The 21,803-nt window shown below is 70.7% G+C and carries 21 protein-coding genes; 6 read left to right on the top strand and 15 right to left on the bottom strand.

Annotation, left to right across the window (positions count from 1 at the left end; genetic code table 11):
- Positions 1-37: 37 nt before the first annotated feature.
- From C2L58_RS09125 to typA, 5 genes are all read right to left on the bottom strand, one after another.
- Positions 38-970 carry an ABC transporter permease gene (locus C2L58_RS09125; RefSeq protein ID WP_103337083.1) on the bottom strand — a complete coding sequence of 311 codons (933 nt, stop codon included), beginning with the start codon at positions 968-970 and terminating at the stop codon, positions 38-40.
- Positions 963-1,979: an ABC transporter permease gene (locus tag C2L58_RS09120; protein WP_103337082.1), complete on the bottom strand. Its 1,017-nt coding sequence runs from the start codon at positions 1,977-1,979 to the stop codon at positions 963-965. Before C2L58_RS09120 ends, C2L58_RS09125 begins: the two co-directional genes overlap by 8 nt.
- A gap of 186 nt (positions 1,980-2,165) precedes the next feature.
- Entirely contained in the window at positions 2,166-3,977 is a 1,812-nt protein-coding gene (locus tag C2L58_RS09115) for an ABC transporter family substrate-binding protein (protein WP_199191174.1), read from the bottom strand.
- A 290-nt stretch (positions 3,978-4,267) separates the two neighbouring features.
- Positions 4,268-6,004 (bottom strand): ABC transporter family substrate-binding protein, encoded by a 1,737-nt coding sequence (locus C2L58_RS09110; protein WP_103337080.1) that lies wholly within the window; start codon positions 6,002-6,004, stop codon positions 4,268-4,270.
- 379 nt (positions 6,005-6,383) lie between these two features.
- Positions 6,384-8,309, bottom strand: coding sequence for a translational GTPase TypA (gene typA / locus C2L58_RS09105; RefSeq protein WP_103337079.1), 1,926 nt, complete (start codon positions 8,307-8,309; stop codon positions 6,384-6,386).
- 193 nt (positions 8,310-8,502) lie between these two features.
- Here typA and C2L58_RS49775 point away from each other — a divergent pair, with 193 nt between their 5' ends.
- Positions 8,503-8,652 carry a hypothetical protein gene (locus C2L58_RS49775; RefSeq protein WP_003090169.1) on the top strand — a complete coding sequence of 50 codons (150 nt, stop codon included), beginning with the start codon at positions 8,503-8,505 and terminating at the stop codon, positions 8,650-8,652.
- 3 nt (positions 8,653-8,655) lie between these two features.
- Here C2L58_RS49775 and C2L58_RS09100 read toward each other — a convergent pair whose 3' ends face one another.
- A complete protein-coding gene (locus tag C2L58_RS09100) occupies positions 8,656-8,955 on the bottom strand; it encodes a YciI family protein (RefSeq protein ID WP_103337078.1) in 300 nt (99 codons plus the stop codon).
- 182 nt (positions 8,956-9,137) lie between these two features.
- Between C2L58_RS09100 and trpS the strand changes: the two genes are divergently transcribed.
- Complete coding sequence (gene trpS / locus C2L58_RS09095) at positions 9,138-10,103, top strand: tryptophan--tRNA ligase (RefSeq protein WP_103337077.1); 966 nt, start codon at positions 9,138-9,140, stop codon at positions 10,101-10,103.
- Here the strand turns inward: trpS and C2L58_RS09090 are convergent.
- The 3 genes from C2L58_RS09090 to C2L58_RS09080 form a co-directional block, all read right to left on the bottom strand.
- Positions 10,096-10,485, bottom strand: a complete 390-nt coding sequence (locus tag C2L58_RS09090) for an NUDIX domain-containing protein (protein ID WP_103337076.1) — start codon at positions 10,483-10,485, stop codon at positions 10,096-10,098. The two genes, trpS and C2L58_RS09090, sit on opposite strands and share 8 nt — an antisense overlap.
- Before the next feature lie 163 nt (positions 10,486-10,648).
- A complete protein-coding gene (locus C2L58_RS09085) occupies positions 10,649-11,968 on the bottom strand; it encodes a sensor histidine kinase (RefSeq protein WP_103337075.1) in 1,320 nt (439 codons plus the stop codon).
- Positions 11,965-12,681: a response regulator transcription factor gene (locus C2L58_RS09080; protein ID WP_199191173.1), complete on the bottom strand. Its 717-nt coding sequence runs from the start codon at positions 12,679-12,681 to the stop codon at positions 11,965-11,967. Before C2L58_RS09080 ends, C2L58_RS09085 begins: the two co-directional genes overlap by 4 nt.
- Positions 12,682-12,829: 148 nt before the next feature.
- Between C2L58_RS09080 and C2L58_RS09075 the strand changes: the two genes are divergently transcribed.
- From C2L58_RS09075 to C2L58_RS09065, 3 genes are read left to right on the top strand one after another with little or no spacing between them, the layout of a single operon-like run.
- A complete protein-coding gene (locus tag C2L58_RS09075; protein WP_103337073.1) occupies positions 12,830-13,927 on the top strand; it encodes a LolA family protein in 1,098 nt (365 codons plus the stop codon).
- Complete coding sequence (locus C2L58_RS09070; protein WP_103337072.1) at positions 13,924-14,898, top strand: ABC transporter ATP-binding protein; 975 nt, start codon at positions 13,924-13,926, stop codon at positions 14,896-14,898. Before C2L58_RS09075 ends, C2L58_RS09070 begins: the two co-directional genes overlap by 4 nt.
- Positions 14,895-15,776, top strand: coding sequence for an ABC transporter permease (locus C2L58_RS09065; protein ID WP_103337071.1), 882 nt, complete (start codon positions 14,895-14,897; stop codon positions 15,774-15,776). The genes C2L58_RS09070 and C2L58_RS09065 overlap by 4 nt, the downstream gene beginning before the upstream one ends.
- 44 nt (positions 15,777-15,820) lie before the next feature.
- On the opposite strand, the gene C2L58_RS09060 is transcribed toward C2L58_RS09065, so the two are convergent.
- From C2L58_RS09060 to C2L58_RS09050, 3 genes are all read right to left on the bottom strand, one after another.
- Entirely contained in the window at positions 15,821-16,834 is a 1,014-nt protein-coding gene (locus C2L58_RS09060; RefSeq protein ID WP_103337070.1) for an ABC transporter ATP-binding protein, read from the bottom strand.
- A complete protein-coding gene (locus tag C2L58_RS09055; protein ID WP_103337129.1) occupies positions 16,834-18,390 on the bottom strand; it encodes an ABC transporter permease in 1,557 nt (518 codons plus the stop codon). The genes C2L58_RS09060 and C2L58_RS09055 overlap by 1 nt, the downstream gene beginning before the upstream one ends.
- Positions 18,391-18,473: 83 nt before the next feature.
- On the bottom strand, positions 18,474-19,523 hold the full coding sequence (locus C2L58_RS09050; protein ID WP_199191172.1) for a thiamine ABC transporter substrate-binding protein: 1,050 nt from the start codon (positions 19,521-19,523) through the stop codon (positions 18,474-18,476).
- Positions 19,524-19,682: 159 nt separating this feature from the next.
- Here C2L58_RS09050 and C2L58_RS09045 point away from each other — a divergent pair, with 159 nt between their 5' ends.
- Entirely contained in the window at positions 19,683-19,967 is a 285-nt protein-coding gene (locus tag C2L58_RS09045; RefSeq protein WP_103337068.1) for a 4a-hydroxytetrahydrobiopterin dehydratase, read from the top strand.
- Positions 19,968-20,374: 407 nt separating this feature from the next.
- Here the strand turns inward: C2L58_RS09045 and C2L58_RS09040 are convergent, their stop codons facing one another.
- The 3 genes from C2L58_RS09040 to C2L58_RS09030 are packed head-to-tail and all read right to left on the bottom strand — an operon-like array spanning position 20,375 to position 21,764.
- Complete coding sequence (locus C2L58_RS09040; protein ID WP_103337067.1) at positions 20,375-20,707, bottom strand: hypothetical protein; 333 nt, start codon at positions 20,705-20,707, stop codon at positions 20,375-20,377.
- A 2-nt stretch (positions 20,708-20,709) separates the two neighbouring features.
- Positions 20,710-21,177, bottom strand: coding sequence for a hypothetical protein (locus C2L58_RS09035; RefSeq protein ID WP_103337066.1), 468 nt, complete (start codon positions 21,175-21,177; stop codon positions 20,710-20,712).
- Positions 21,177-21,764, bottom strand: coding sequence for an ArsR family transcriptional regulator (locus C2L58_RS09030; protein ID WP_103337065.1), 588 nt, complete (start codon positions 21,762-21,764; stop codon positions 21,177-21,179). The genes C2L58_RS09035 and C2L58_RS09030 overlap by 1 nt, the downstream gene beginning before the upstream one ends.
- Between the last annotated feature and the right edge of the window lie 39 nt (positions 21,765-21,803).

Here is a 21,803-nt window from a genome sequence, read left to right as displayed (position 1 = left end):
GGGGGCGACCGGAACCGGTCACCCCCGCGGCACGCGTTCAGGCCTTCATTCTCCGCTGACGCGGGTCGAAGGCGTCGCGAAGACCGTCACCGATGAAGTTGATCGTCAGTGAAATCAGCACGAGCACGATGAACGGCCCGAAGAACAGCGCCGGCCGCGTCTGCAGCTGGGCGTAGTTCTCCAGGATGACGCGGCCGAGCGAGGTGTCCGGCAGCTGGACGCCCAGGCCGATGAACGACAGCGCGGCTTCCGCCAGCACGGCCTGCGCGACCGCGAGGGTCGCGTTGACCGTGATGCTGCCGACCATGTTCGGCACCAGGTGCTTGAAGATGATCCGGAACGTCCCGGCGCCCGACGCGCGGGCCGCGTCGACGAACTCGCGCTGGGACAGCGACATCGCCTCGGCGCGGGTGATCCGGGCGATCTGCATCCAGCCGAACGCCGCCAGCACCAGCGCGACGATGTACCAGGAGCCGCCGCCGAACACCTTGGCGAGGATGGCCGCCGCGGCGATCTGCGGGATGATCAGGAACAGGTCCGTCACCCGGGAGATGACCGAGTCGGAGATCCCGCGCAGGTAGCCGGCGATCGCCCCGAACACGACGCCGATCACCGTCGCCAGGATCGACACCGTGAGCGCGATCAGCAGCGAGTACTGCGTGCCGCGCAGCACCTGCGAAACCATGTCCTTGCCGACCTGCGTCGTCCCGAGCGGGAAGTCGCTGCTGGGCTTGGCGAAGGACGGGAACGAGCTGTCCTGGTAGCCGTGCTTCCAGAAGATCGGCAGCAGGATGCTGAGCAGCACGATCAGGACCAGCACGGCCGACGACGCCATCGCCAGTTTGTGGTGCAGGAACTTTCGCAGGACCAGCTTGCCCTGGCTGCGCGGTTCCGGCAGCGCCTCCGGCGGCAGCGTGCCGTCCTTGGTTTCGGTCTCGCTCGCCGCGATAAGAGAGTTCAAGTCAGCCAACGCGAATCCTCGGGTCCAGGATGCCGTACATCAGGTCGGCGATCAGGTTGGCGACGATGACACTGCTGGCGATCACCACGAGCCAACCCATCATCACCTGAGTGTCGTTCTTCGAGACGGCTTCCACCAGCAATGTGCCCATACCGTGCCAGTTGAACACCGTCTCGGTGATGATCGCGCCGGCGAGAACCGAGCCGAAGTTGACCGAGAACAGCGTCGAGACCGGGATCAGGGCGTTGCGGAACGCGTGCCGGAAGATGACCCGGCCGTTGCCGAGGCCCTTGGCGCGCGCGGTGCGCACGTAGTCGGAGCTCATCACCTCGAGCATCGAGGCGCGCTGGAACCGGCTGTACGCGGCGAAGCTGATCGCCATGATCGACAGGGTCGGCAGCAGGTACGCGCCGATCGTGCTGGTGATGAAGTCGCCGACGCCGTCGGTCTTCAGCTGCTCCGGGCTGGTCGTGCGGAGCCACGGGTTGCCCAGGACGTCGGACAGGCCGAGGTCGCGGACCCAGCCGTTGATCTCGATCGCGTAGCGCTTCAGCACGATCGCGACGCAGAAGATCGGCATCGAGAAGAGCAGGAAGGCGAGGGTGGTCGCGAGGTAGTCGATGATCGAGTACTGCTTCACCGCGGCGAGCACGCCGACGATGATGCCGATGATCAGGGCGAGGATCTCGGCGCCGACGACCAGCTTGAGGGTGACGCCGAAAGCGGCCATCACCTTGGGCGCGACCGGCGCGAGGGCGTTGCCCTGCGCGATGGAGATGCCCCAGTTCCCGCTCAGGAAGTCACCCAGCCACGTGAAGTAGCGGGGCACGATGCCCTGGTCGAGACCGAGCTTGGCGGCCGTGGCGGCCAGCGCTTCCTTGCTGATGGTCGGGTTCTGCCGCAGCTCGCCCAGCGGGTCACCGGTGCCGGCGACCATGACGAAGCACAAGAACGTCCCCACCAGCAGGACGGGGATCGATATCGCCAGACGGCGAAGGATGTAGATCACCAGGTTCAACGAACTGCTCCTCATCCGGGCCTGGTCGTCAGAAGTGCGCTGGACCGCTACCCGGTTGTCTACCGTAGTGGCGGTAACCCTACGGTCAACAGCTACTTCCGGTGGGTACCGGGGCCCGGCTTGTGGCCGGGCCCCGGTACCTCCCAGGTCATCTGGAGCGAGGGGAAAGAAGAGGCGGGACGAGCCCTACTTCTTCTTCTCCCACTCGCCGACGTTCCACAGGACACCGTCGTACGACTGCATGTAGACGCGGTCGATGCCCTTGAACGCCCACATGCTCGGCGTCTGGAACAGCGGCAGGGTCGCGTAGTCGTCGGCGATGGCCTTGTCGGCTTCCTGGTACTTCTGCAGCTTGACCTGCTCGTCGGTCGCCTTCACCGCAGCGTTGTAGGCGTCGTCGATCTTCGGGTCGCACAGCGCCTGGTAGTTCTGCTCGCCGCCCTTGTCCGGGCAGATGTAGATCGAGCGGGACTCGGCCTTGAACGGCTGGGCCGACCAGCCGAACAGCGCGATGTCGTAGTCACCGGTCGAGACGCGGCCACCCTTGAGGAAGTTGGCGTCGGTCTCGTCCTTGACCTCGATGCCGGCCGCCTTGGCCTGCGAGATGATGATCTCGACGGTCTGGCTGCGGCGCGCGTTCTGGTTGTGCGTGATCTTGAACGAGGCACGCACACCGTTCTTCGCGAAGATGCCGTCGCCGCCCTTGGCCCAGCCGGCGTCGGTCAGCGTCTTGGCCGCCGCGTCGGCACCCAGGCCCGCCTTGCTGCTGTACAGGTCGGTGTAGCCCTCTTCACCCTGGAAGAAGACGACGCTGTTCAGCGGCTCCGCGTCCGCCTGGACCTCCTTGAGCAGCTTGTCCGTGATCTCCTTGCGGTTGACCGACTCGAGGAACGCCTTGCGGAGGTCCTTGTCGGCGAACATGCGCTTGAAGTTCAGGTCGAGGTGCTCGTAGGTCAGCTGCGGGGCCGAACCGTAGACCACGCCCTGGGCCGCGAGGCCCTTCATCGTCTGGGCCGCGGTGGCGTCCGGCTGGGTCGACGCGGCCACGTCGATCTCACCGTTCTGCAGCGCGGTCGCCATGGCCTTGGTGTCTTCCATGGCCTTCACGATGATCTTCGACGGGCCACCCTTGCCGCCCGCCCACAGCGGGTTCTTCTCGAGGGTGACGGCCTTCTGGTTGGCGTCGAACGCGGTGATCTTGTAGGGGCCCGACGACGGCATGATGTCCGCCTTGAAGCCCTTCCACTCGTTCGACCAGAAGTCACCGGCGGCCTTGATCTGCGCGCCGTCGCCGGTCGGGGCCAGCTTGGTGATGTCCGCGATACCGGTCTTGGCCTCGAGGATGTGCGCGGGCATGATCGCCGGCGCGTTGAAGAGGCCCTTGTAGTCGAGGTAAGGCTCGCTGTAGTCGGTGACGAAGGTCAGCGGGTCCTTGCACTCGGCCTTGCTGATCAGCGAGTAACCGGTGGTCGACGCCGAGTTGAACGGGTTCTTGCCGTCCGCACCCTTGGCCAGGCCGCTCTGCGACAGCCACGCCAGGTACAGGTCCTTGCAGTCGTAGGCCTGACCGTCCGACCACTTGATGTTCGGCTTGATCTTGTAGGTGACCTGCTGCGGGTCCTTCTGCGTGATGTCCCACGACTGGAAGACGTCGCTGTTCAGCAGGATCTTGTTGTTGCCGTCGAGCTTCAACGTACCGGAGAGCACCGCGGTCAGCACGTAGTTGTTGTACGAGCTGTTGGTGTCCGGGGTCTGGTTGTTGTACCCCGAGTACCCGTCGTCGATACCGACCGTGACCGTGCCGTCGTACCCCGGGGTGTCCGCGAGCTTGAACAGGTCGCCGGTCTCGGCCTTGCCGGCAGCCATCGCCTTGACGTCGGTCGACGATCCGTTCTGGTCGGTGTTGCCCGAACCCGAATCGCCGCCGCTGCAGGCGCTCAGCAACAGCGAGGCGCCGGCGACGAGCGACAAAGCGGAGACAGCTTTGGATCTCCTCATGAAGTGTGCCCTCCTAGCACTGAGCCCTTGAATATCGGGACAAGGGCCCACACCGCTCCGGTTTGGATGGGCCGGAGCCTACGACACGCCAAGCGACACTCAACTGGCGCACTGCGGGAGCACGCTAGAAAGGAAAAGCACCGACAGTCACCAGTTCCGGGTCGATCGTGACCAAAGGGTGACTTCCAGTCGACATCCAGAAATACGACGGTTACCTCATGGATTCACAACGCCCCACTCGAAGGCGTTGGTAAAGATCACCCGGTAGTACTGAATGCGTAGCCAACCGATTACTTCGGGCCGCGAGTCCAGTTCACCGCCGACCCGAACGGGCCCACCATGGGGGGACCGGGCGTGACGCCCGAGATGCCGGATCCGATCGCCAGGGTGTCAGCCAATTGGAACAGCGGAATCACCACGTTCTGACGCCAAAGTTCAGGCTCCAGGGTGGTCAGCGCCTCGGTGACCGAGCTCGATCCCGACAGCGCCGCGTCGATCGACGGCTGCAGCGCCGGGTCGCAGAAGCCGGCCGCGTTGCCCGGGACGACGGGCTTGGTCTTGTCCACGCCCTCGGCCGTCTGCTCCGGGCGGCAGCCGAAGGTCGAGGCGAGGACCGACGCGGTGTCGCCGCCGACCGCCTGCGGGACGACGGCGATGTCGACCCCGACGTTGCCCGCCGAGTCGCCGGCCGGCTGCTGGACCCCGCCCACGACCGGCATCGCCAGCAGGCCGCTGAACAGGTCGCGCGGCTGCGGGGTGATCGCGTTGACCTCGATGCCCTGCGCGGCGAGCTGGCCGGTGAGCTGCTTGGCGATCGTCGCGTACGGCTCCTGGGTGGCCGGGGAGGCGATGACCAGCGAGAGCGCCCGGCCGTTCTTGCGCCAGGTGCCCGCGGTCTTGGCGTAGCCGGCCGCGGTCAGCGACTGCTCGGCCTTGGCGACGTCGGGGGCGGTGGGCGGGCCGGGCGGGATGGTCGCCGCGTAGCCCTTCACCGACGGCGCGGTCACCTGGGCGTCGGCGTGGAGCGCCGACGACGGACCGCCGTTGACGCCTTCGGTGATCAGCTTGGTGCGGTCGATCAGCGCGGCCACCCCGGCGCGCACCTGGGCGTCCTGCAGCGTCGCGCTGACCGGGCGCAGCAGCACGTCGGCCACGAGCGGGCGGGCGACGGTGTGCAGCCGCACGGAGGAGCCGAGCTCGCCGAGCAGCTTGAGCTCGTCACCGGTGGTCCGCGCCAGCGCGAACTGGTCGTTGCCGCTGCGCAGCGCGGCCAGCAGCGTGTTCTGGTCCGACCGGCGGAGCACGATCCGGTCGATCGCGGCGGGCTTCTCCCAGTAGCGCTCGTTGCGCTCGAGGATCACCTCGCCGCGGGCGGTGTCCAGGCTCTTGATCGAGAACGGGCCGGCGATGGCCGGGAAGTTCGACGCGAGCGCCCCGCGCCAGCCGTCGGGTGCGTCCTTGAGCAGGTGGGCGGGCAGCAGGTCGGAGAACAGCGTCTGCCAGCCGGGGTACGGCTTGGCGAAGGTGACCTCGACGCGCTTGCCGCCTTCGCGGGACTGCAGGTCGGTGATCTGCCGGTAGCCGGCGGGCTCGATCACGCCGGGCTGGTCGCGCAGCTGGGTCCGCAGGTAGTCGAAGTCCTCGGCGGCGATCGGCGCGCCGTCGGACCAGGAGGCGTCGGGCCGGATCTCGTAGGCCACCACGAACGGCTGCTGCGAGATCACCTCCGCGGACTTCATCAGGTTCTTGTCGAGCTGGGTGGTGCCGTCGTCCTTCTGGCGGAACACCGAGGGCAGCAGCAGCTGCGAGAGCGCGGAGGTCACCTGGGACGAGTCCGCGAGGTTGTGCGGGTTGTACCCGCCGAGCACGTCGTCGACGCCGACGACGATCTGCGACGGCGTCTTGCCGGTGGTGGACACGGGCGCGACCGACGACGACACGACCGGGGGTGGCGGGGTGTTGGAACAGGCGGTGAGCAGCACGGCCGCGAGTGCCAGTACCGGCACCGCCTTGCGATTCACCCGCACGCCCCGTTCCTCCCAGTTTCGCCCGATCGGGTCAGTCATGCTCCCACGACCGCCTTCGCCGCCGAAACCGAGATTCCCATACCCGGATCGGGCGGCCCCGCCGCCCCAAGGTGGGCGCTATGGGAGAGGACGCGCGGAACACCGTCCGGGTTCCCGGACCGTTCCGGAACGGCGGAACGAACACGGGCCGGACACGAAAACGGTTCACGTCGGTGGTCGGCGCCAGGCGCTGAAACCGCCGCGACCCCTATAAAGATATAAGGAGAAGAACAGCGGAATTCATGACGCTGGGTCCGCCACCGGCCGACCCAGCGTAAGGGAACGGACACGAAAAAACCTCCCGGCGACGCGCACCGGGAGGTTTTTCCGAAGCCGGGGATCAGACGTTGTCGCGGCTCTTGGCGCGCGAACGCTCCTTCGCGCGGGTGTTGACGTCCAGGGTGACCTTGCGGACCCGGACGACCTCGGGCGCGACCTCGACGCACTCGTCGACCGAGCAGAACTCCAGCGCCTCTTCCAGGCCCATCTTGCGCGGGCGGGCCAGCGTCTCCATCACGTCGGCGGAGGACTGACGCATGTTGGTCAGCTTCTTCTCCTTGGTGATGTTGATGTCGAGGTCCTCGAAGCGCGGGTTCTCGCCCACGACCATGCCCTCGTACACCTCGGCGCCCGGCTCGACGAAGAACGTGCCGCGGTCGGCCAGCTGGATCATCGCGTACGCGGTGACCGGGCCGGTGCGGTCGGCGACCAAGGAGCCGCTGTGGCGGGTGCGGATCTCGCCCGCCCACGGGAAGTAGCCCTCGAACACGTGGTTCGCGATGCCGGTGCCGCGGGTCTCGGTGAGGAAGTCGGTGCGGAAGCTGATCAGGCCGCGCGACGGGAGCACGTACTCCAGCTTGATCCGGCCGCTGCCGTTGCCGCTCATGTCCTCCATGCGGCCCTTGCGCGCCGCCAGGAGCTGGGTGATCGCGCCGAGGTGCTCCTCCGGCGAGTCGATGTACAGGCGCTCGAACGGCTCGTGAAGCTTGCCGTCGATCGTGCGCAGCACCACCTGCGGCTTGCCGACGGTCAGCTCGAAGCCCTCGCGCCGCATCTGCTCGACCAGGATGGCCAGCGCCAGCTCGCCACGGCCCTGGACCTCCCAGGTGTCCGGGCGCTCGGTCGGCAGGACGCGGATCGAGACGTTACCGATCAGCTCCTGGTCGAGGCGGGCCTTGACCAGCCGCGCGGTGACCTTGTCGCCGCCGTTGCGCCCGGCCAGCGGCGAGGTGTTGACGCCGATGGTCATCGAGATCGCGGGCTCGTCGACGGTGATCCGGGGCAGCGCGACCGGGTTGTCGGAGTCGGCGAGGGTGTCGCCGATGGTGATGTCCGGGATGCCCGCGATGGCGACGAGCTCGCCGGCGCTGGCCTCGGTCGCCGGGACGCGGGTGAGCGCCTCGGTGACGAGCAGCTCGGAGATGCGGACGTTCTGCACGTTGCCGTCTTCGCGCATCCAGGCCACGGTCTGGCCCTTGCGCAGCTTGCCGGCGTGGATGCGGATCAGCGCGATGCGGCCGAGGAAGTTGGACGCGTCGAGGTTGGTGACCAGCGCCTGCAGCGGCGCGTCGAGGTCGGCGGCGGGCGGCGGCACGTGCCGGAGCAGGGTGTCGAACAGCGGGTCGAGGTTCTCGCTCTCGGGGATCTCGCCGTCGGCGGGCTGCTCCAGGCTCGCCTTGCCGGCGCGCGCGGAGGCGTAGACGACCGGGAGGTCGAGGATGGCGTCGTGGTCGGCGTCCTCGATGTCGCTGGCCAGCTCGAGCAGCAGGTCGTGGGTCTCCTCGACGACCTCGGCGATCCGGGCGTCCGGCCGGTCGGTCTTGTTGACCAGCAGGATCACCGGCAGGCCGGCTTCGAGGGTCTTGCGGAGCACGAACCGGGTCTGCGGGAGCGGGCCCTCGGACGCGTCGACCAGCAGGACGACGCCGTCGACCATGGCCAGGCCGCGCTCGACCTCGCCGCCGAAGTCGGCGTGGCCGGGGGTGTCGATGACGTTGATCGTCACCTGGCCCTCGGGCGTCTGGCGGTGGATCGAGGTGTTCTTCGCGAGGATCGTGATGCCCTTTTCGCGCTCGAGCTCGCCCGAGTCCATCACGCGGTCGACGAGCTCGGCGCGCTCGGCGAAGGCGCCGGACTGGCGGAGCATCGCGTCCACCAGCGTGGTCTTGCCGTGGTCGACGTGGGCGACGATCGCGACGTTGCGCAGGTCGGGCCGGGTCTTACCGGTCGGCCGGCCGGTTTCGACGGTAGCGCTGGCTGCGGGCACGCGAGAACTCCTGAACTTCAAGGGGTGGGTGGCCGCGCAAGCCGCTCGGGCATCCGTGACCGGCTCTGGTCACACGCGGACCTCACCCAGGATACCTGCCACCTCTCTGTGAGCGGCCCCACGCCCCCCTTGCGGTTAGGCTGACCTAACGTGGAAACCCGGTGAAGGTCGCCGATCCGGAGGGTGCGTGCGCGTGGGCAAGAAGCCGAAAGACCCGCGGAAGGTCGTGCGCAAGCTGATGAAGGCCGGCAAGGTCAAGAAGAAGTGCTGCCGGTCGAAGCCGCGCTGCAAGAAGTGCCCGGTATTGGCTCTGAAGAAGGCGAAAGAGGATCTGGCCGCCTGAGTGCTAGTGGGGGACGGCCTCGTTGAGCAGCCGGAGCTCCGGCGCGGTCTTCGTCGGCGAGAACTCGATGACCTCGTACTTCGCGAGGTGCTTCACGCAGAACGGGTCGGACGCCAGGATGGCGTCGAGCTTCCCGCGGGACATCGGGCGCGTGATGATCACGCCGCCGGTGCGCGGGTTCCGCCGCCCGGACGCCAGGAAGAGGCCGCGTTCGTACTGCTTGTTCAGCCAGTCGGCGTGGTCCGGGAGCGCGTAGTCGATTTCCTCGATCGGGGCTGTGTAGTTCAGCAGGACGACATACATGGTTAAGACGGTAAACCCGCTCGGGAACTTCGGCTATGCTCGCTGTGTGCATGCGCAGACATCCAGCTGGTGGCCGCTCTCGGCGGCCTGCTGACCCTGCGCTGAACCAGCCAGTGGCCGCCCCGGACGGGCGGCCTTTTTCGTGCCTTCTCCGGGGTGGTCCCCCGCGGAAGGAACCCACGATGAGCAAGCTGTCCGGCATCACGCCCTCCGGTCACGTCCACCTCGGCAACCACCTCGGCGCCGTCCGCCGCTGGGCCCTCGAGGGCGGCGCGGACGACCTGTACTTCGTCGCCGACCTGCACGGCATGACGACCCCGCACAACCCATCGAAACTCCGATCACTGGCGCGCGAGCAGCTGGCGGTGCTGATCGCCGCCGGCATCGATCCCGGGCGGGTGTTCGTCCAGTCCGACCTGGCCCGCGAGCTCGGCGCGCTGACCTGGGTCCTGGAGTGCACCTGCAACTACGGCGAGGCCGCGCGGATGATCCAGTTCAAGGAGAAGTCCAAGGGTCAGGCCGGCGTGCGGCTGTCGCTGCTGACCTACCCGGCGCTGATGGCCGCCGACATCCTGCTGCAGGGCGCGGACGAGGTGCCGGTCGGCGAGGACCAGCGCCAGCACGTGGAGCTGACGCGGACACTGGCGAAGCGGTTCAACGGCACGTACGGCGACGTGTTCACCATCCCGCGCGCGGTGCTGCCGCCGGCCGGCGCGCGGGTGAAGGACCTGGCCGACCCGACGCGCAAGATGTCGAAGTCGGCGCGGGACGCGGTGGGCGTGGTGTTCGTGCTCGACGAGCCCGACCAGATCCGCCGCAAGATCCGCCGCGCGGTCACCGACGGCGGTTCGGTGCCGGTGCACGCCCCGGAGACGCGCCCGGGGATGGCGAACCTGCTGGAGATCCTCGCCGCCTGCCGGGGCGGGTCGCCGGCGGAGCTGGCCGACGAGTTCTCCTCGTACGGAGCGGTGAAGGACGCTGTCGCCGACGCGGTGATCGAGGAGCTGCGGCCGCTGCGGGAACGCGCGTCTTCGCTGCTCGACGACGTCTCGGAGCTGGATCGCGTGCGCAAGGCGGGCGCGGAGCGCGCCCGCGAACGCGGCTCGCACCGGCTCGACGCCGCACTGCGCATGATCGGCGCTAACTGAGGAGCGCGCGGAAGGCCGGCAGCAGGATCCGGTCGGCGGGCAGCCAGTCGACGTCGTCGAGGTCGTCGGGCCCGAGCCAGCGCACGGCTCGGTGCTCGACGGCCCGCGGCTCGTCCCCCGGCGAAACGAGCTTCGCGGCGTAGATGCGGAGAACCCGCCCACCGGGCAGCGGGATGTCCTCCCCGACCCGGCCGCCGACCTCGACGACGACGTCGAGCTCCTCGCTGCACTCGCGAGCCAGCGCGAAGGCCTCAGACTCCTCTTCTTCGACCCGGCCGCCGGGCAGTTCCCACTGCCCCGCGTGCTTCGGCGGCCAGGCCCGCTGCTGGGCCAGCAGCTTGCCGTCCCGCACCAGGGCGGCTCCCACGATCACAGCGTTCACAGTCCCGGAACCTACCCGGAAGCCCCGCCGCCGGCCGCACGCCGTGTCGCCCCGCCAATCACGCGTGTCGCCTCTCCAATCACGCGAGATGCCCCGCCAATCACGCGAACCGACCCTCCAGGTACGCGAACCGACCCTCCGGGTGCGTCAACCGACCGTTCCGTCACGCCTCCCCGCCCGCGGCCGCGCGCCAGACGACCACGAACCGCGCGCCGCCGTCCGGGGACTCGCCCACCTGGACGCGGCCACCTCGGCGCCGGACCGTCTCCGCCACCATCGCCAGGCCCAGTCCCGTGCCGCCCGACGAGCGGGCCCGGTCGTCCGCGATCCGGTAAAAGCGGTCGAACACCTTCTCGCGGTGCTCCGGCGCGATCCCCGGCCCGTCGTCGTCGACCACGACCCGCACCGATGACCGCGACGCCAGCACCGACACCACGATCTGGCCGCGTGCGTAGCGGCACGCGTTGCGCAGCAGGTTGTCCAGCACCAGCTCCACCTCCGCGTGCGCGGCCGACGCCCACGCCTGGGCGACCGCCGTGCTCACCCGGGTCTCCGGGGTCCCCGCCGGGAGCCGGGCCACCGCCGCGCGGACCTCGCTCACCAGCTCGACCGGCGAAGCGGGCGGCACCTCCCCCGCGTCCGAGCGGGCCAGCGACAGCAGCCCGTCCAGCAGCGACGACAGCCGCTCGGCCTCGGTCAAGATGTCCGACAGCGTCTCCTGCGCGAGCTCCGGATCGGGGTTGGTGACGGCGACCTCGGCCTGCACCCGGATCGACGCGACCGGCGAGCGCAGCTCGTGCGCGGCGTCGCCGGTGAAGCGCCGGAGCCGGTCGCTGGCCTGTTCCTGCCGTTCCAGCAGCGCGTTGAACTCCTCCGCCAGCGCGCGCAGCTCGTCGTGCGAGTCCGGCAGCGCCAGCCGCGCCGCCGGCGGCAGCGACCGCACCGAACCCCGCATGCGCGCGACCGGCCGCAGCGACAGGCGCACCACCAGCCACGTCGCGAACCCCGCGACCAGCGCGCCGACCACCGCGACGACCACCAGCCACACGCCGCCGTAGTGCACCGCGGCGGCGAACCCGACCAGGCCGGCTCCCGCGACGACCAGCCGCTGCGCGCCGTCCGGCGCGCTGACGACCGTCCCCAGGTACCGCGCGCCGTCGCGCTGGACCGGCTGACCCGCCTTGAGCGCCGAGACGTCCGAAGCGGAGAGCCCGGTCGGGGTGCCGCCGTCCACGGGTGCGCCCGCGATGTCGAGCACCCGCAGCGTCACCGGGGCGGACCCGGACAGCGGACGGCCCGCGCTCACCTCGGCCCCGGCCGGGCCGAGCGCGCTCGTCAGCTCGTGGTCGACCGAGCCGATGAGCCGGGGTGAGAGGTTCGACGCGGCCAGCGCCGCCAGCCCGAGCAGGCAGACCAGGGTGATCGTCGCGGCCAGCACGGTGATCCGGGCCTGCAGGGTCCGGCCCCGCCACCAGGAGGTCACGGGGTGATGACCTCGTCGAGCTGTGCGTCGGACGCCAGGTAGCCGTGCCCCCGCACGGTCCGCAGCAGCGCGCCGGCCCCGACCGCGTCGAGCTTGCGGCGCACGTACCCGACGTAGACCTCGACGAGGTTGCGGGTCACCGCCTGCTCCTCGCCCCAGACCGCGCGCAGCAGCTCGTCCTTCGTGACGACCGTGCCGGCCCGCCCGACGAGGACCTCCAGCAGCGCGAACTCCCGCGGGCTCAGCCCGACCTCTTCGTCGTGCCAGTGCACCTGCCGCAGCCCGCGGTCGACGGCCAGCGCGCCGAGCCGCAGCGTGCCGCGGCCGGCTTCCGGCCCGGCCCGGCGCAGCACCGCGCGGACCTGCGCGACCAGCACCACGAACGAGAACGGCTTGACGAGGTAGCCGTCGGCACCGAGGTCGAGGCCGTCGGCTTGGTCGATCTCGCCGTCCTTCGCCGAGACGAGCAGCACCGGGGTGGTGACGCCGTCCTTGCGCAGCCGCTCCAGCACGCGGTAGCCGGACAGGCCCGGCAGCATGATGTCGAGCAGGACGACGTCGAACGAGCCGGTGCTCGCCAGCTGCAGGCCGGTGGGCCCGTCCGCGGCGGTGACCACGTCCATGCCCTCCGCACGCAGCCCGCGCTGCAGCGCCTTCCGCACGCCCGGTTCGTCGTCGACCACCAGCACCCGAGGTTTCACGAGACTCATCATGGCCGGTTTTCGCAGGTCGTGCGTCGGTTCTCAGCGCGATCTCAGCCGGAGAGGGAGAACCTTCAGGGGTATCTCAGCCTCGAGAGGGAAGCGTCGTGGCCAGGGAGCCGGGCACACTCAAGCCCGGGAACACCACAGGGAGAGACGCATGAAACCGAAGACGAAGGGCATCACCGCCGCGGTCCTCGGCACCGCGCTCGGTGCCGGTGGCCTCGCGTTCGTCGCGATGCCGGCCAGCGCCGACGACAAGCCGGCGCTGCCGCAGGTGAGCGCCGAGGACCTGGTCCAGTCGGTGGCCAAGGCGAAGCCGGGCGCGTTCGACGGCACGGTGAAGGTGAGCAACGACCTGGGCCTGCCCGCGCTGGGGAACGCGGTGCCGGGCGCGTCCGCGCTGAACATGGACTCGGCGCACCTGTTCACCGACGGCGCGGGCAAGAGCCGGCTGGCCGTCACGCAGGGCGCGAGCCAGCAGACCGTCGTCCACGACGGCACCACCGTCTGGGACTACAGCTCCAAGACGAACACCGCCACCAAGGTGACCATCCCGGCCGACGTGGCCCAGCAGAAGGGCGCGGGCAGCGACAAGACCGCCGACCCGCTGGCGGCGTCGACGGAACTGCTCGCGAAGGTCCGCGAGAGCAGCACGGTGTCGGTCGACGGCACCGCGACCGTCGCCGGCCGCCCGGCCTACGAGCTGGTCCTGACGCCGAAGCCGACCGAGCGGACGCTGCTGCGTGAGATCCGCGTGGCGGTCGACTCGCAGACGCGGATGCCGCTGCGGATGTCGGTGCTGAGCAACGGCACGGCGACGCCGGCCCTCGAGGTGGCGTTCACCGAGATCGAGTTCACCCAGCAGCCGGCCGACCTCTTCACCTTCACCCCGCCGAAGGGCGCGAAGGTGCAGGAGAAGACGCCGACGATCGACCAGCAGCACAAGGACCTCGCCGAGCAGGCGAAGCAGGACGTCAAGGTCGTCGGCGACGGCTGGGACACCGTCGTCACCGGCAAGGTCCCGGCGGACGCGCTGAACGCGGCGCCGAAGCAGCAGTCCGGCCGTGAAGGCCGCGGCGGCAACGCGGACCCGAAGGCGCTGCTCGAGCGGTTCGCGAAGAAGGTCAACGGCGCCTGGGGCAGCGGCTACCTCGTCACCACGAAGGTCGGCAGCGCGGTGCTGACCGACGACGGCCGGTTCGCCGCCGGTGCGGTGCCGGAGCAGGTCCTGTACGAAGCGCTGGGTCAGAAGTGACCAGCACGACTGTGCGGTCCGGGGCGGACGTCTCTTCGGAGGCGTCCGCCCCGGCGGTTCCGCTCGCCGCGCGGACCCGGGGACTGCGCAAGGTCTACGGCAGCACCGTCGCGGTCGACCACGTCGACCTCGACATCCCGCAGGGCGCGGTCGTCGGGATGCTCGGGCCGAACGGCTCGGGCAAGACGACCACCATCCGGATGCTGCTCGGCCTGGTCCGGCCGACCGAGGGCGAGGTCGAGCTGCTCGGCCGCCCGATGCCGGACGCCGCCGCCCACGCGCTGCCGGACGTCGGCGCACTGGTCGAGGGGCCGGGCTTCCACCCGTTCCTGTCCGGGCGCGACAACTTGCTGCGCTTCGCCGCGGCGGAACCGCGGCTGTCCTCGGCCGGGATCCCTGCCGCGGTGGACACGGCGCTGGAGCGCGTCGGCCTGACCGGGGCGGCACGGCGGCGGTACAAGGGGTATTCGCTCGGCATGAAGCAACGGCTCGGGCTCGCTTCGGCGTTGCTGGTGCCGCGCAAGATGGTCGTGCTCGACGAGCCGACCAACGGCCTCGACCCTGCTGGTACCAGGGAGATCCGCAGGATCGTGGCCGAGCTGCACGCCGAGGGCGTCACCGTGCTGGTGTCGTCGCACCTGCTGGCCGAGGTCGAGGCGACGTGCACGCACGTGGCCGTGCTGCAGTCCGGCAACGTCGTCGCGCAAGGCGAGCTGGCGGAGCTGCTGGAGTCCGGGAACGCGGCCCTGCTGGTCCGCACGCCGGACGCGGAGCAGGCGGTGGAAGTGCTGCGGGAGAACCGGATCGGCGCCCGGCTCACGCCGGACGGCATCCGGGCCGATCTGACCGCGGCCGAGGCGCCGCGGGTGCTGCAGGTCCTGGTGGGCGCGGGGGTCGCGGTCCACGAGGCGACGCGGGCCCGCACCGGCCTGGAAGACCTGTTCGCGCGGCTGACCGAGGGGGCGGAATGACGACGGCGGTTCTCGACGCACCGGCGGCCCGCACGGGCCACGACACGGTGCCGTTGCCGCGGCTGCTGGCCGCGGAACTGCGCTGGATCTTCCGGCGGCCGCGCACGCTGGCCGTGCTCGGATTGCTGGCACTGATCCCGGTGGTGATCGGCATCGGCCTGACGCTGGTGGACGACAACCCGAACGCCGGCGGCGGCCCGGACGAAGGCGGCGGAGCGCTGCTCTCGTCCGCGGTCAACAACGCGTTCGTGCTGCCGATCGCGGCGATCGTGATGTCGCTGGCGCTGCTGCTCCCGCTGGCCTCGGCCATGGCGGGCGCGGACGCGATCGCGGGCGAGACCTCGCACGGCACGCTGCGCGGCTGGCTGATCGCCCCGGTCGGCCGCGGCCGGCTGCTGGCGGTCAAGGCGTTCGGCGTCGCGACGGTGTCGGTCGTTTCGGTGCTGGCGATGTGCGTGACGGGCGTGGTCACCGGGCTCATCATCAACGGCACGGATTCGCTGTTCACGCTGTCGGGCACGACGTTGTCCCTCGGCGGTGCGCTGGCCCGGATCCTGCTGGTGGCGGGCTGGGTGGTGCTGCAGCTGTGGGCGGTCGGCGCGGTGGCGCTGGCGATCTCCAGCTGGACCGAGCACCCGATGCTGGTGGTGGCGTCCGTCCTGGCGGGCGACATCGTGTTCACGATCCTCGGGTTCCTGTCTTCGCTCGACTGGCTGCACCCGTTCCTGCTGACGCAGAACTGGTCGCTGGCCCCGGCGGAGGTCCTGCAGGACCCGATGGGCACGCAGATGCTGGGCGAAGGCGCGTTGCGCGCGGCCTGCTACATCGTGATCGGGCTTTCGCTGGCCTACGCCCGCCTGTCCACCCGGGATGGCTGAGACCGGTCGTGAGTGGTAAGGCGGGTTAGAACCCGCGTTACCACTCACGACAACCCGACCACCGCCATGCCGTCGGGGTCGAGTGCGAGCCGCACCGCGTCCCCGGCGCGCAGGTCCGACGCCGCCGGGGCGACCGCGTCCACTGTGGACTCGGTTAGCTTCACCACCAGCCGCACGTGTTCCCGACGGTGGACCGCCGCCACGACCTCGCCCGGCACTCCTTCGCCGGCCACGCGCAGTGCGTGGGGGCGCAGGCCGAGCCGCACCGGGCCGTCGCCGACGTCCGGGAGGGTGACTTCACCGAGGGTCGTGCGGACCACTCCGCCCGCCGCTTCGCCGGCCACGAACGTCGTCACGCCGAGGAAGCGGGCCACGTCGTCGTCCGCCGGATTCCGCCACACCCGCCGGACCGCACCCTCCTGGCGGACCTCCCCGGCGTCGAGCACCGCCACCCGGTCGGCCAGCGTGAACGCCTCTTCCTGGTCGTGTGTCACCAGCAGCGCGGTGATCTTGCTGCGCCGCAACAGGTCCGCCAGGTCGATCGCCAGCTGCTCACGCAGTCCCGCGTCCAAACCGGACAGTGGCTCGTCGAGCAGCAGCAGCCGCGGCTTCGGCGCCAGCGCCCGGGCCAGCGCCACCCGCTGGGCCTGGCCGCCGGACAGCTCCGTCACCCGCCGCTTCTCGAAACCGGAAAGGCCCACCAGCTCCAGCAGCTCGGCCACGCGCGGCGCCCACGAAGACCGCGGCACGCCGTGCATCCGCAGGCCGAACGCGATGTTCGCGGCGACGTCGCGGTGGGCGAACAGCTGGCCGTCCTGGAACACCAGGCCGAAGCCGCGCCGGTGGACCGGGACCGCGCCGAGGTCCTCGCCGTCCCAGCTCACCGAGCCGCGCGCCGACGGCTCGAGGCCGGTGATCGCGCGCAGCAGCGTCGACTTGCCCGAGCCCGACGGGCCGAGCAGCGCCAGCACCTCGCCGTCGGCGATGTCCAGCCGGGCGTCGCGCACCGCCGCGAACGATCCGTAGTGGACGGTCAGGTCCCGCACCGACAACGCCATCAGAACTCTCCCACCCCGCCGCGCCCGAGCCGGTCGATCAGCGCGACCGCCAGCACCGTCACGAGCATCAGCAACGCGCACGCCGCGTAGGCCATCTGGTTGTTCAGCTCACCCGGGCGCGCCATCAGCGTCGCGACCGCGACCGGCAGCGTCGGCGCCGTGGGCCGGGCGAGGAAGCTCGTCGCGCCGAATTCGCCGAGGGCCACGACGAACCCGAAGCCCGCCGCCGCGACCAGTGGCCGCAGCGTCAGCGGCAGGTCGATCTCCCGCCACACCCGCAGCGGGCTCGCCCCGAGCGTCGAGGCGGCCTGCCGCAGCCGGACGTCGACCGAGCGCAGCACCGGCAGCACCATCCGCACGATCAGCGGGATGATCACCAGCGCCTGCGCCAGCGGCACCAGGTAGGGCGAGGTCCGCAGGTCGCCGGGCAGCGCGTCGAGCGTCACCAGGTAGCCGAACCCGACGGTCACCGCGGACACCCCTAGCGGCAGCATCAGCACGGCGTCCATCGTCTCGCCCAGCCCGCGCGCGGCTTTGGCCGGCGAGCGCCGCAGCGCCACGAGGACGACGGACGCGAGCACGCCGACGACCAGCGCGAGCAACGTCGCGTCGATCGCCACCTTGAGCGAGTTCAGCGCGGCGTCCCAGCCGGACACCTGGAGCGCGCCCTTCTCGCCGGTGCTCGTCAGGGCCCGGTACCCGGCGAGGCTCCAGCCGTCCTCTGTGGACACCGATTCCGCGAGGAGCGCGACGATCGGCGTCACCAGCAACGCGAGCACGACCCCCGCGGCGCCGACGATCCACCACTCGCCGCCCCTCGGCGGACGTGCTCCGCCGGAGCCGATCCGGGCGCCCTCCTTGCGCCGCCGCGCCAGCCCGCCGAGGACCAGCGCGGCGACCACGGCCGCGAACTGGATCAGCGAGAGCGCGGCCGCGCCCGAGAGGTCCAGCAGGTCGACCGTCCGCAGGTAGATCTCGGTTTCCAGGGTCCGGTAGCGCGCGCCGCCCAGGATCAGGACGACCCCGAAGCTGGTGGCGCAGAAGAGGAACACGACGGCGGCGGCGGACGCGACCGCGGGCGCCAGCGCGGGCAGCGTCACCGACCGGAAGGCCCGCCACGGCGACGCGCCGAGCGCGCGGGCGGCGTCGGTCGTCCGCGAATCCAGCCGCGCCCACAGCCCGGCGACGGTCCGCGCGACGACGGCGACGTTGAAGAAGGCGTTGGCCAGCACGATCGGCAGCACGCCGCCGTCCGGCCACAGCGCCCGGAACGCCAGCCCGACGACCACGGTCGGCAGCACGAACGGCACCAGCACGAGCGTCCGGGCCAAGCCGACGCCGGGCAGCCGCACCCGGGCCAGCAGGAACGCCACCGGCAGCCCGGCCAGCACCGCGACCACCGTCGACGCGGCCGCGCTCGCGACGGTGAACCCGGCCAGCTGCCAGGTCCGGGCGTCGCCGAGCACGACGTCGAGCCCGCCCGCGGCGAACCCGCGTCCGACGATCGCCAGCACCGGCCAGGCGAAGAACACCACCAGGAACCCGATCGGGGCCAGCCCGAGCAGCGCCAGGCCGAGCCCGCGGGCGGTCCGCGGCGGCGCTGTCGCTTTCCCGGGACTCCGCGGTGGAGCCTCGGAGCTCACTGCAGGAGCGTGCGCCATTCGCCGATCCACTTCTCGCGTCCGGCCTGCACCTGGTCCGCGGGCAGCGCCTGCGGCCGCTGCGGCAGCGGAGCCACCTGCGCCCAGCCCGCGGGCAGGTCGACGCCCTGGCGTGCCGGGTAGACGTACATGTTGGCCGCGACCGTGGCCTGGAACTGCTGCGAGAGCAGGAAGTCGACGACCTTGCGGGCGTTCTCGACCTGCTTGCCGTTCGCCAGCACGCCGGCGTACTCGACCTGCCGGTAGCAGGTGTCGAGCAGCGCCTTGGTGCGCGGCTTCCCGTCGTCCCCGACTTCGGCGGCCGGCGACGACGCGTACGAGACGACGATCGGCCGCGGCCCCTTGCCGGACGAGCCGGAGAACTGCTTGGTGTAGGCCTCTTCCCAGCCGCTGACGACCTTGACGCCGTTGGCCTTCAGCTTCGTCCAGTAGTCCTTCCAGCCGGCGTCGCCGTACTTGGCGACGGTGCCGAGGAGGAACGCCAGCCCGGGCGACGCCGTCGCCGGGTCCTCGGCGACCAGCAGGTCCTTGTACTTCGGGTCGGCCAGGTCGTCGTACGACTCCGGCGCCGGGATCCCCTTGCTCGTGAAGTAGTTCGTGTCGACGTTGACGCAGACGTCACCGACGTCGACCGCGGACAGCCGGTGCTCGGGGTCGACGGCGTAGCGCTGCGGCCCGCGGTCGGCTTCCGGGCTGGTGTAGGAGTCGAAGACGCCTTCGCTGAGCGCCCGCGAGGCGAAGGTGGAGTCGACGCCGTACGCGACGTCGCCGATCGGGTTGGCCTTCGTCAGCACGAGCTTGTTGGTCAGCGAACCGGCGTCGCCCTGCTTGAGCACGGAGACCTTGATGCCCGACTGCTTCTGGAAGGCGTCGAGCACCTCCTGCGGCGCCAGGAACGAATCGTGCGTCACGAGGGTGACGGTGGGCGTCTGCTGCGTGCCACCGTCACCGTCCGACAGCGAGCACGCCGCGGCGACGGCACCGACGGCGGCGATGGCCGTCGCGGCGCGCACAGCCCTGCGTTTCATCTACCCTCCTGCACTTCGCCGACGCGGAGGGAAGCCCTCCCGTCGCCGGCATGATCCGGTCAGGTGCGAACGGTCGCGGGTGACCCCGCCTCTCAGCCCGGCTCACCGGACTCCCGTGGCAACCGTGCAGCGTAGTCCAGGACGGTCGACCATGGAGACATGACGGAAATCTTGAACGACGACGAGGCCGACGCCCGGCTCGGTGCGGACTGGACGCGGTCCGGCGCGGTGATCGCGCGCGAGGTGGAGCTGGCCAGCTTCCCCCAGGCGATCGAGGTGGTGAACCGGGTGGCGGACCTCGCCGAAGCCGCCGACCACCACCCGGACATCGACATCCGCTGGCGCACGCTGACCTTCCGGCTCAGCACGCACTCGGCAGGCGGCCTGACGGCGAAGGACTTCGACCTGGCGTCGCGGATCGACGCGGTGCTCGCCGCGGTGTGATCTCGGCTACGCTGAGTGCACCTTCGCCCGGCTTCGGCGTCTCTCGGTTACCGGAACCTTCGGGAAGGAGAGACAGATGACTCAGGCAATCGTGGTCGGCACGGCGGCGTTCGCGACGATGGTGGCGGCGGCCGGCGGGGTGCTCTGGTTCACCGCCCGCAACCGCCGTCACCTGGACGGCTGAGAGTTCGATCACAGCTGTTAACGGGCGGCATGATCAGCGCGCTGTTCCTGCGGAAGCATCGGTTCAGCCCCTAGGAAACGCCATGAACAGCACCGCCGCCCTCACTCCCGCCCAGCGCGCCTGGATCACCGCCCTCGCCCCCGCGGTGGTGCTGATCGCGATCGCGGTGCTGGGCCTGCTCGGCTAGCCCGCCCAAGCCTGCCGGACCTCCGGGTCCGGCGGGCTACAACGTGATTTGCCCGGGCGGCGGGAACTCGGCCGGGGTCTCGTCGGCCGTGGTCCAGTACTCGAGGCACGACAACCGGCCTTCGCCGACGAAGACGATGAGGCCGCCGTCCGGGACGTCGGCCTCCACCGCCACCGACTCCTTCTTCGGCGAGCGCGGGGTCGCCCCGTCCACGGCGAGGTCGATCGTGGGACAGCCGCAGCCGCAGCGGCCGGTCACCCGGGCCGTGGCGGCCTGCGCGCGCAGTTCCGCGGCACCGGGGAAGTCCGCCGCGAGCAGCGTGTTCAGGGTGGCGCGTTCGTTCGGCGTCAGCGGGCGGGGGCTCGCCACGATCAGTACCGGGGCATGTTCGGGATGGCCTTCTCCGCCACTTCGATGAGCGCGAGCACCTTCGGCACGTCGGCCGCCACGTCCTCGGCGGTCATCGCCGGAGCCTCCGACGATCGGTAGGCGATTTCGTTGCGCCGGGCCCGCATCCGGTTGAAGGGCCGCAGGAGCGAGCCCAGCGGCGGATCCAGCTGGGCGAGGACTGCCTCGTAGACGGTCACGTGGCCGCCCCGGCTCGTCACCCGCAGGCCCTGGTTCTGCAGGACCGCCGCCAACGCGCGGCGCGCGCTGTCGTAGGCCAGCGTGTAGGCGCCTTCCGGGTCGGTGTCCTGCAGCTGCCGCGCTGACGCGAGGTGGGTGCGGGCCCGGGCCAGTTCGGCCTCGGCCGCCTCCCGCGACGCCGGCACGCGCTCGATGGCGCCGCGGGCCATGAAGGCGTCGATCCGCTCACGCCCTTGGTTCCACTGGGGCATCAGGTCTCCTGGTCGAGGTTCAGCCGGGCCAGCGGACGTTCGCGCACGCTGGTGAGGAACGGATCCGCCGTGTCCGCCGCCCACGACTCCGGCGAGATCCGGTGCACGTTGACCTCGCGGCCCAGCCGCCGCGACACACCCTCGGCCAGGTCGAAGAGCGCGTCCGGATCGGGCGAACCGACGACGAGCAGGTCGACGTCCCCGGGCGGCGGGCCCGGTTCGCCGCGGTAGCGCGCGGCCCAGGACCCGTAGATGTAGGCCTCCCGCACGCCCGCCAGCCCGGACAGGGCTTCGGCGAGCAGCGGCAGCGGCCCGAAGGTGACGGCGATGACCTCGCTCAACGGCCGGTAGAGCGGGGTGTCCGTGCGGGCCTTGACGAGCCGGCTCCGGCCGACCCGCCGGTCTTCCAGGATGCCGCCGCCGACGAGCCGTTCGACCTCGCGCAGCACGGCCGTGGGGGTGACGCCGGAGGCTTCGGCGAGCTCGGTGATGCTGTACTCGCGCTCCGGGTGCAGCAGAACTCGCGCCAGCAGCTCACCCTGCATGCGGGACCGCAGGAGGGGGAGCAGGCTCGGCGAAGTTTTCATTGGACGCAGTATATCCTGCGTCCAATGAAAGCAACAGTC

The organism is Amycolatopsis sp. CA-126428 (genome assembly GCF_002904335.1).
Taxonomy (GTDB): Bacteria; Actinomycetota; Actinomycetes; order Mycobacteriales; family Pseudonocardiaceae; genus Amycolatopsis.
Note: the sequence above shows the minus strand (reverse complement) of the source record. Positions and strands in the feature narration are given on the sequence as shown.

What these genes read in the sequence shown, in the direction of transcription:
- C2L58_RS09115 (WP_199191174.1), bottom strand. Translation starts at nt 3,977, where the DNA reads ATGAGGAGATCCAAAGCTGTCTCCGCTTTGTCGCTCGTCGCCGGCGCC.
- C2L58_RS09100 (WP_103337078.1), bottom strand. Translation starts at nt 8,955, where the DNA reads ATGTATGTCGTCCTGCTGAACTACACAGCCCCGATCGAGGAAATCGAC.
- trpS (WP_103337077.1), top strand. Translation starts at nt 9,138, where the DNA reads ATGAGCAAGCTGTCCGGCATCACGCCCTCCGGTCACGTCCACCTCGGC.
- C2L58_RS09080 (WP_199191173.1), bottom strand. Translation starts at nt 12,681, where the DNA reads ATGATGAGTCTCGTGAAACCTCGGGTGCTGGTGGTCGACGACGAACCG.
- C2L58_RS09075 (WP_103337073.1), top strand. Translation starts at nt 12,830, where the DNA reads ATGAAACCGAAGACGAAGGGCATCACCGCCGCGGTCCTCGGCACCGCG.
- C2L58_RS09065 (WP_103337071.1), top strand. Translation starts at nt 14,895, where the DNA reads ATGACGACGGCGGTTCTCGACGCACCGGCGGCCCGCACGGGCCACGAC.
- C2L58_RS09060 (WP_103337070.1), bottom strand. Translation starts at nt 16,834, where the DNA reads ATGGCGTTGTCGGTGCGGGACCTGACCGTCCACTACGGATCGTTCGCG.
- C2L58_RS09050 (WP_199191172.1), bottom strand. Translation starts at nt 19,523, where the DNA reads ATGAAACGCAGGGCTGTGCGCGCCGCGACGGCCATCGCCGCCGTCGGT.
- C2L58_RS09045 (WP_103337068.1), top strand. Translation starts at nt 19,683, where the DNA reads ATGACGGAAATCTTGAACGACGACGAGGCCGACGCCCGGCTCGGTGCG.
- C2L58_RS09035 (WP_103337066.1), bottom strand. Translation starts at nt 21,177, where the DNA reads ATGCCCCAGTGGAACCAAGGGCGTGAGCGGATCGACGCCTTCATGGCC.
- C2L58_RS09030 (WP_103337065.1), bottom strand. Translation starts at nt 21,764, where the DNA reads ATGAAAACTTCGCCGAGCCTGCTCCCCCTCCTGCGGTCCCGCATGCAG.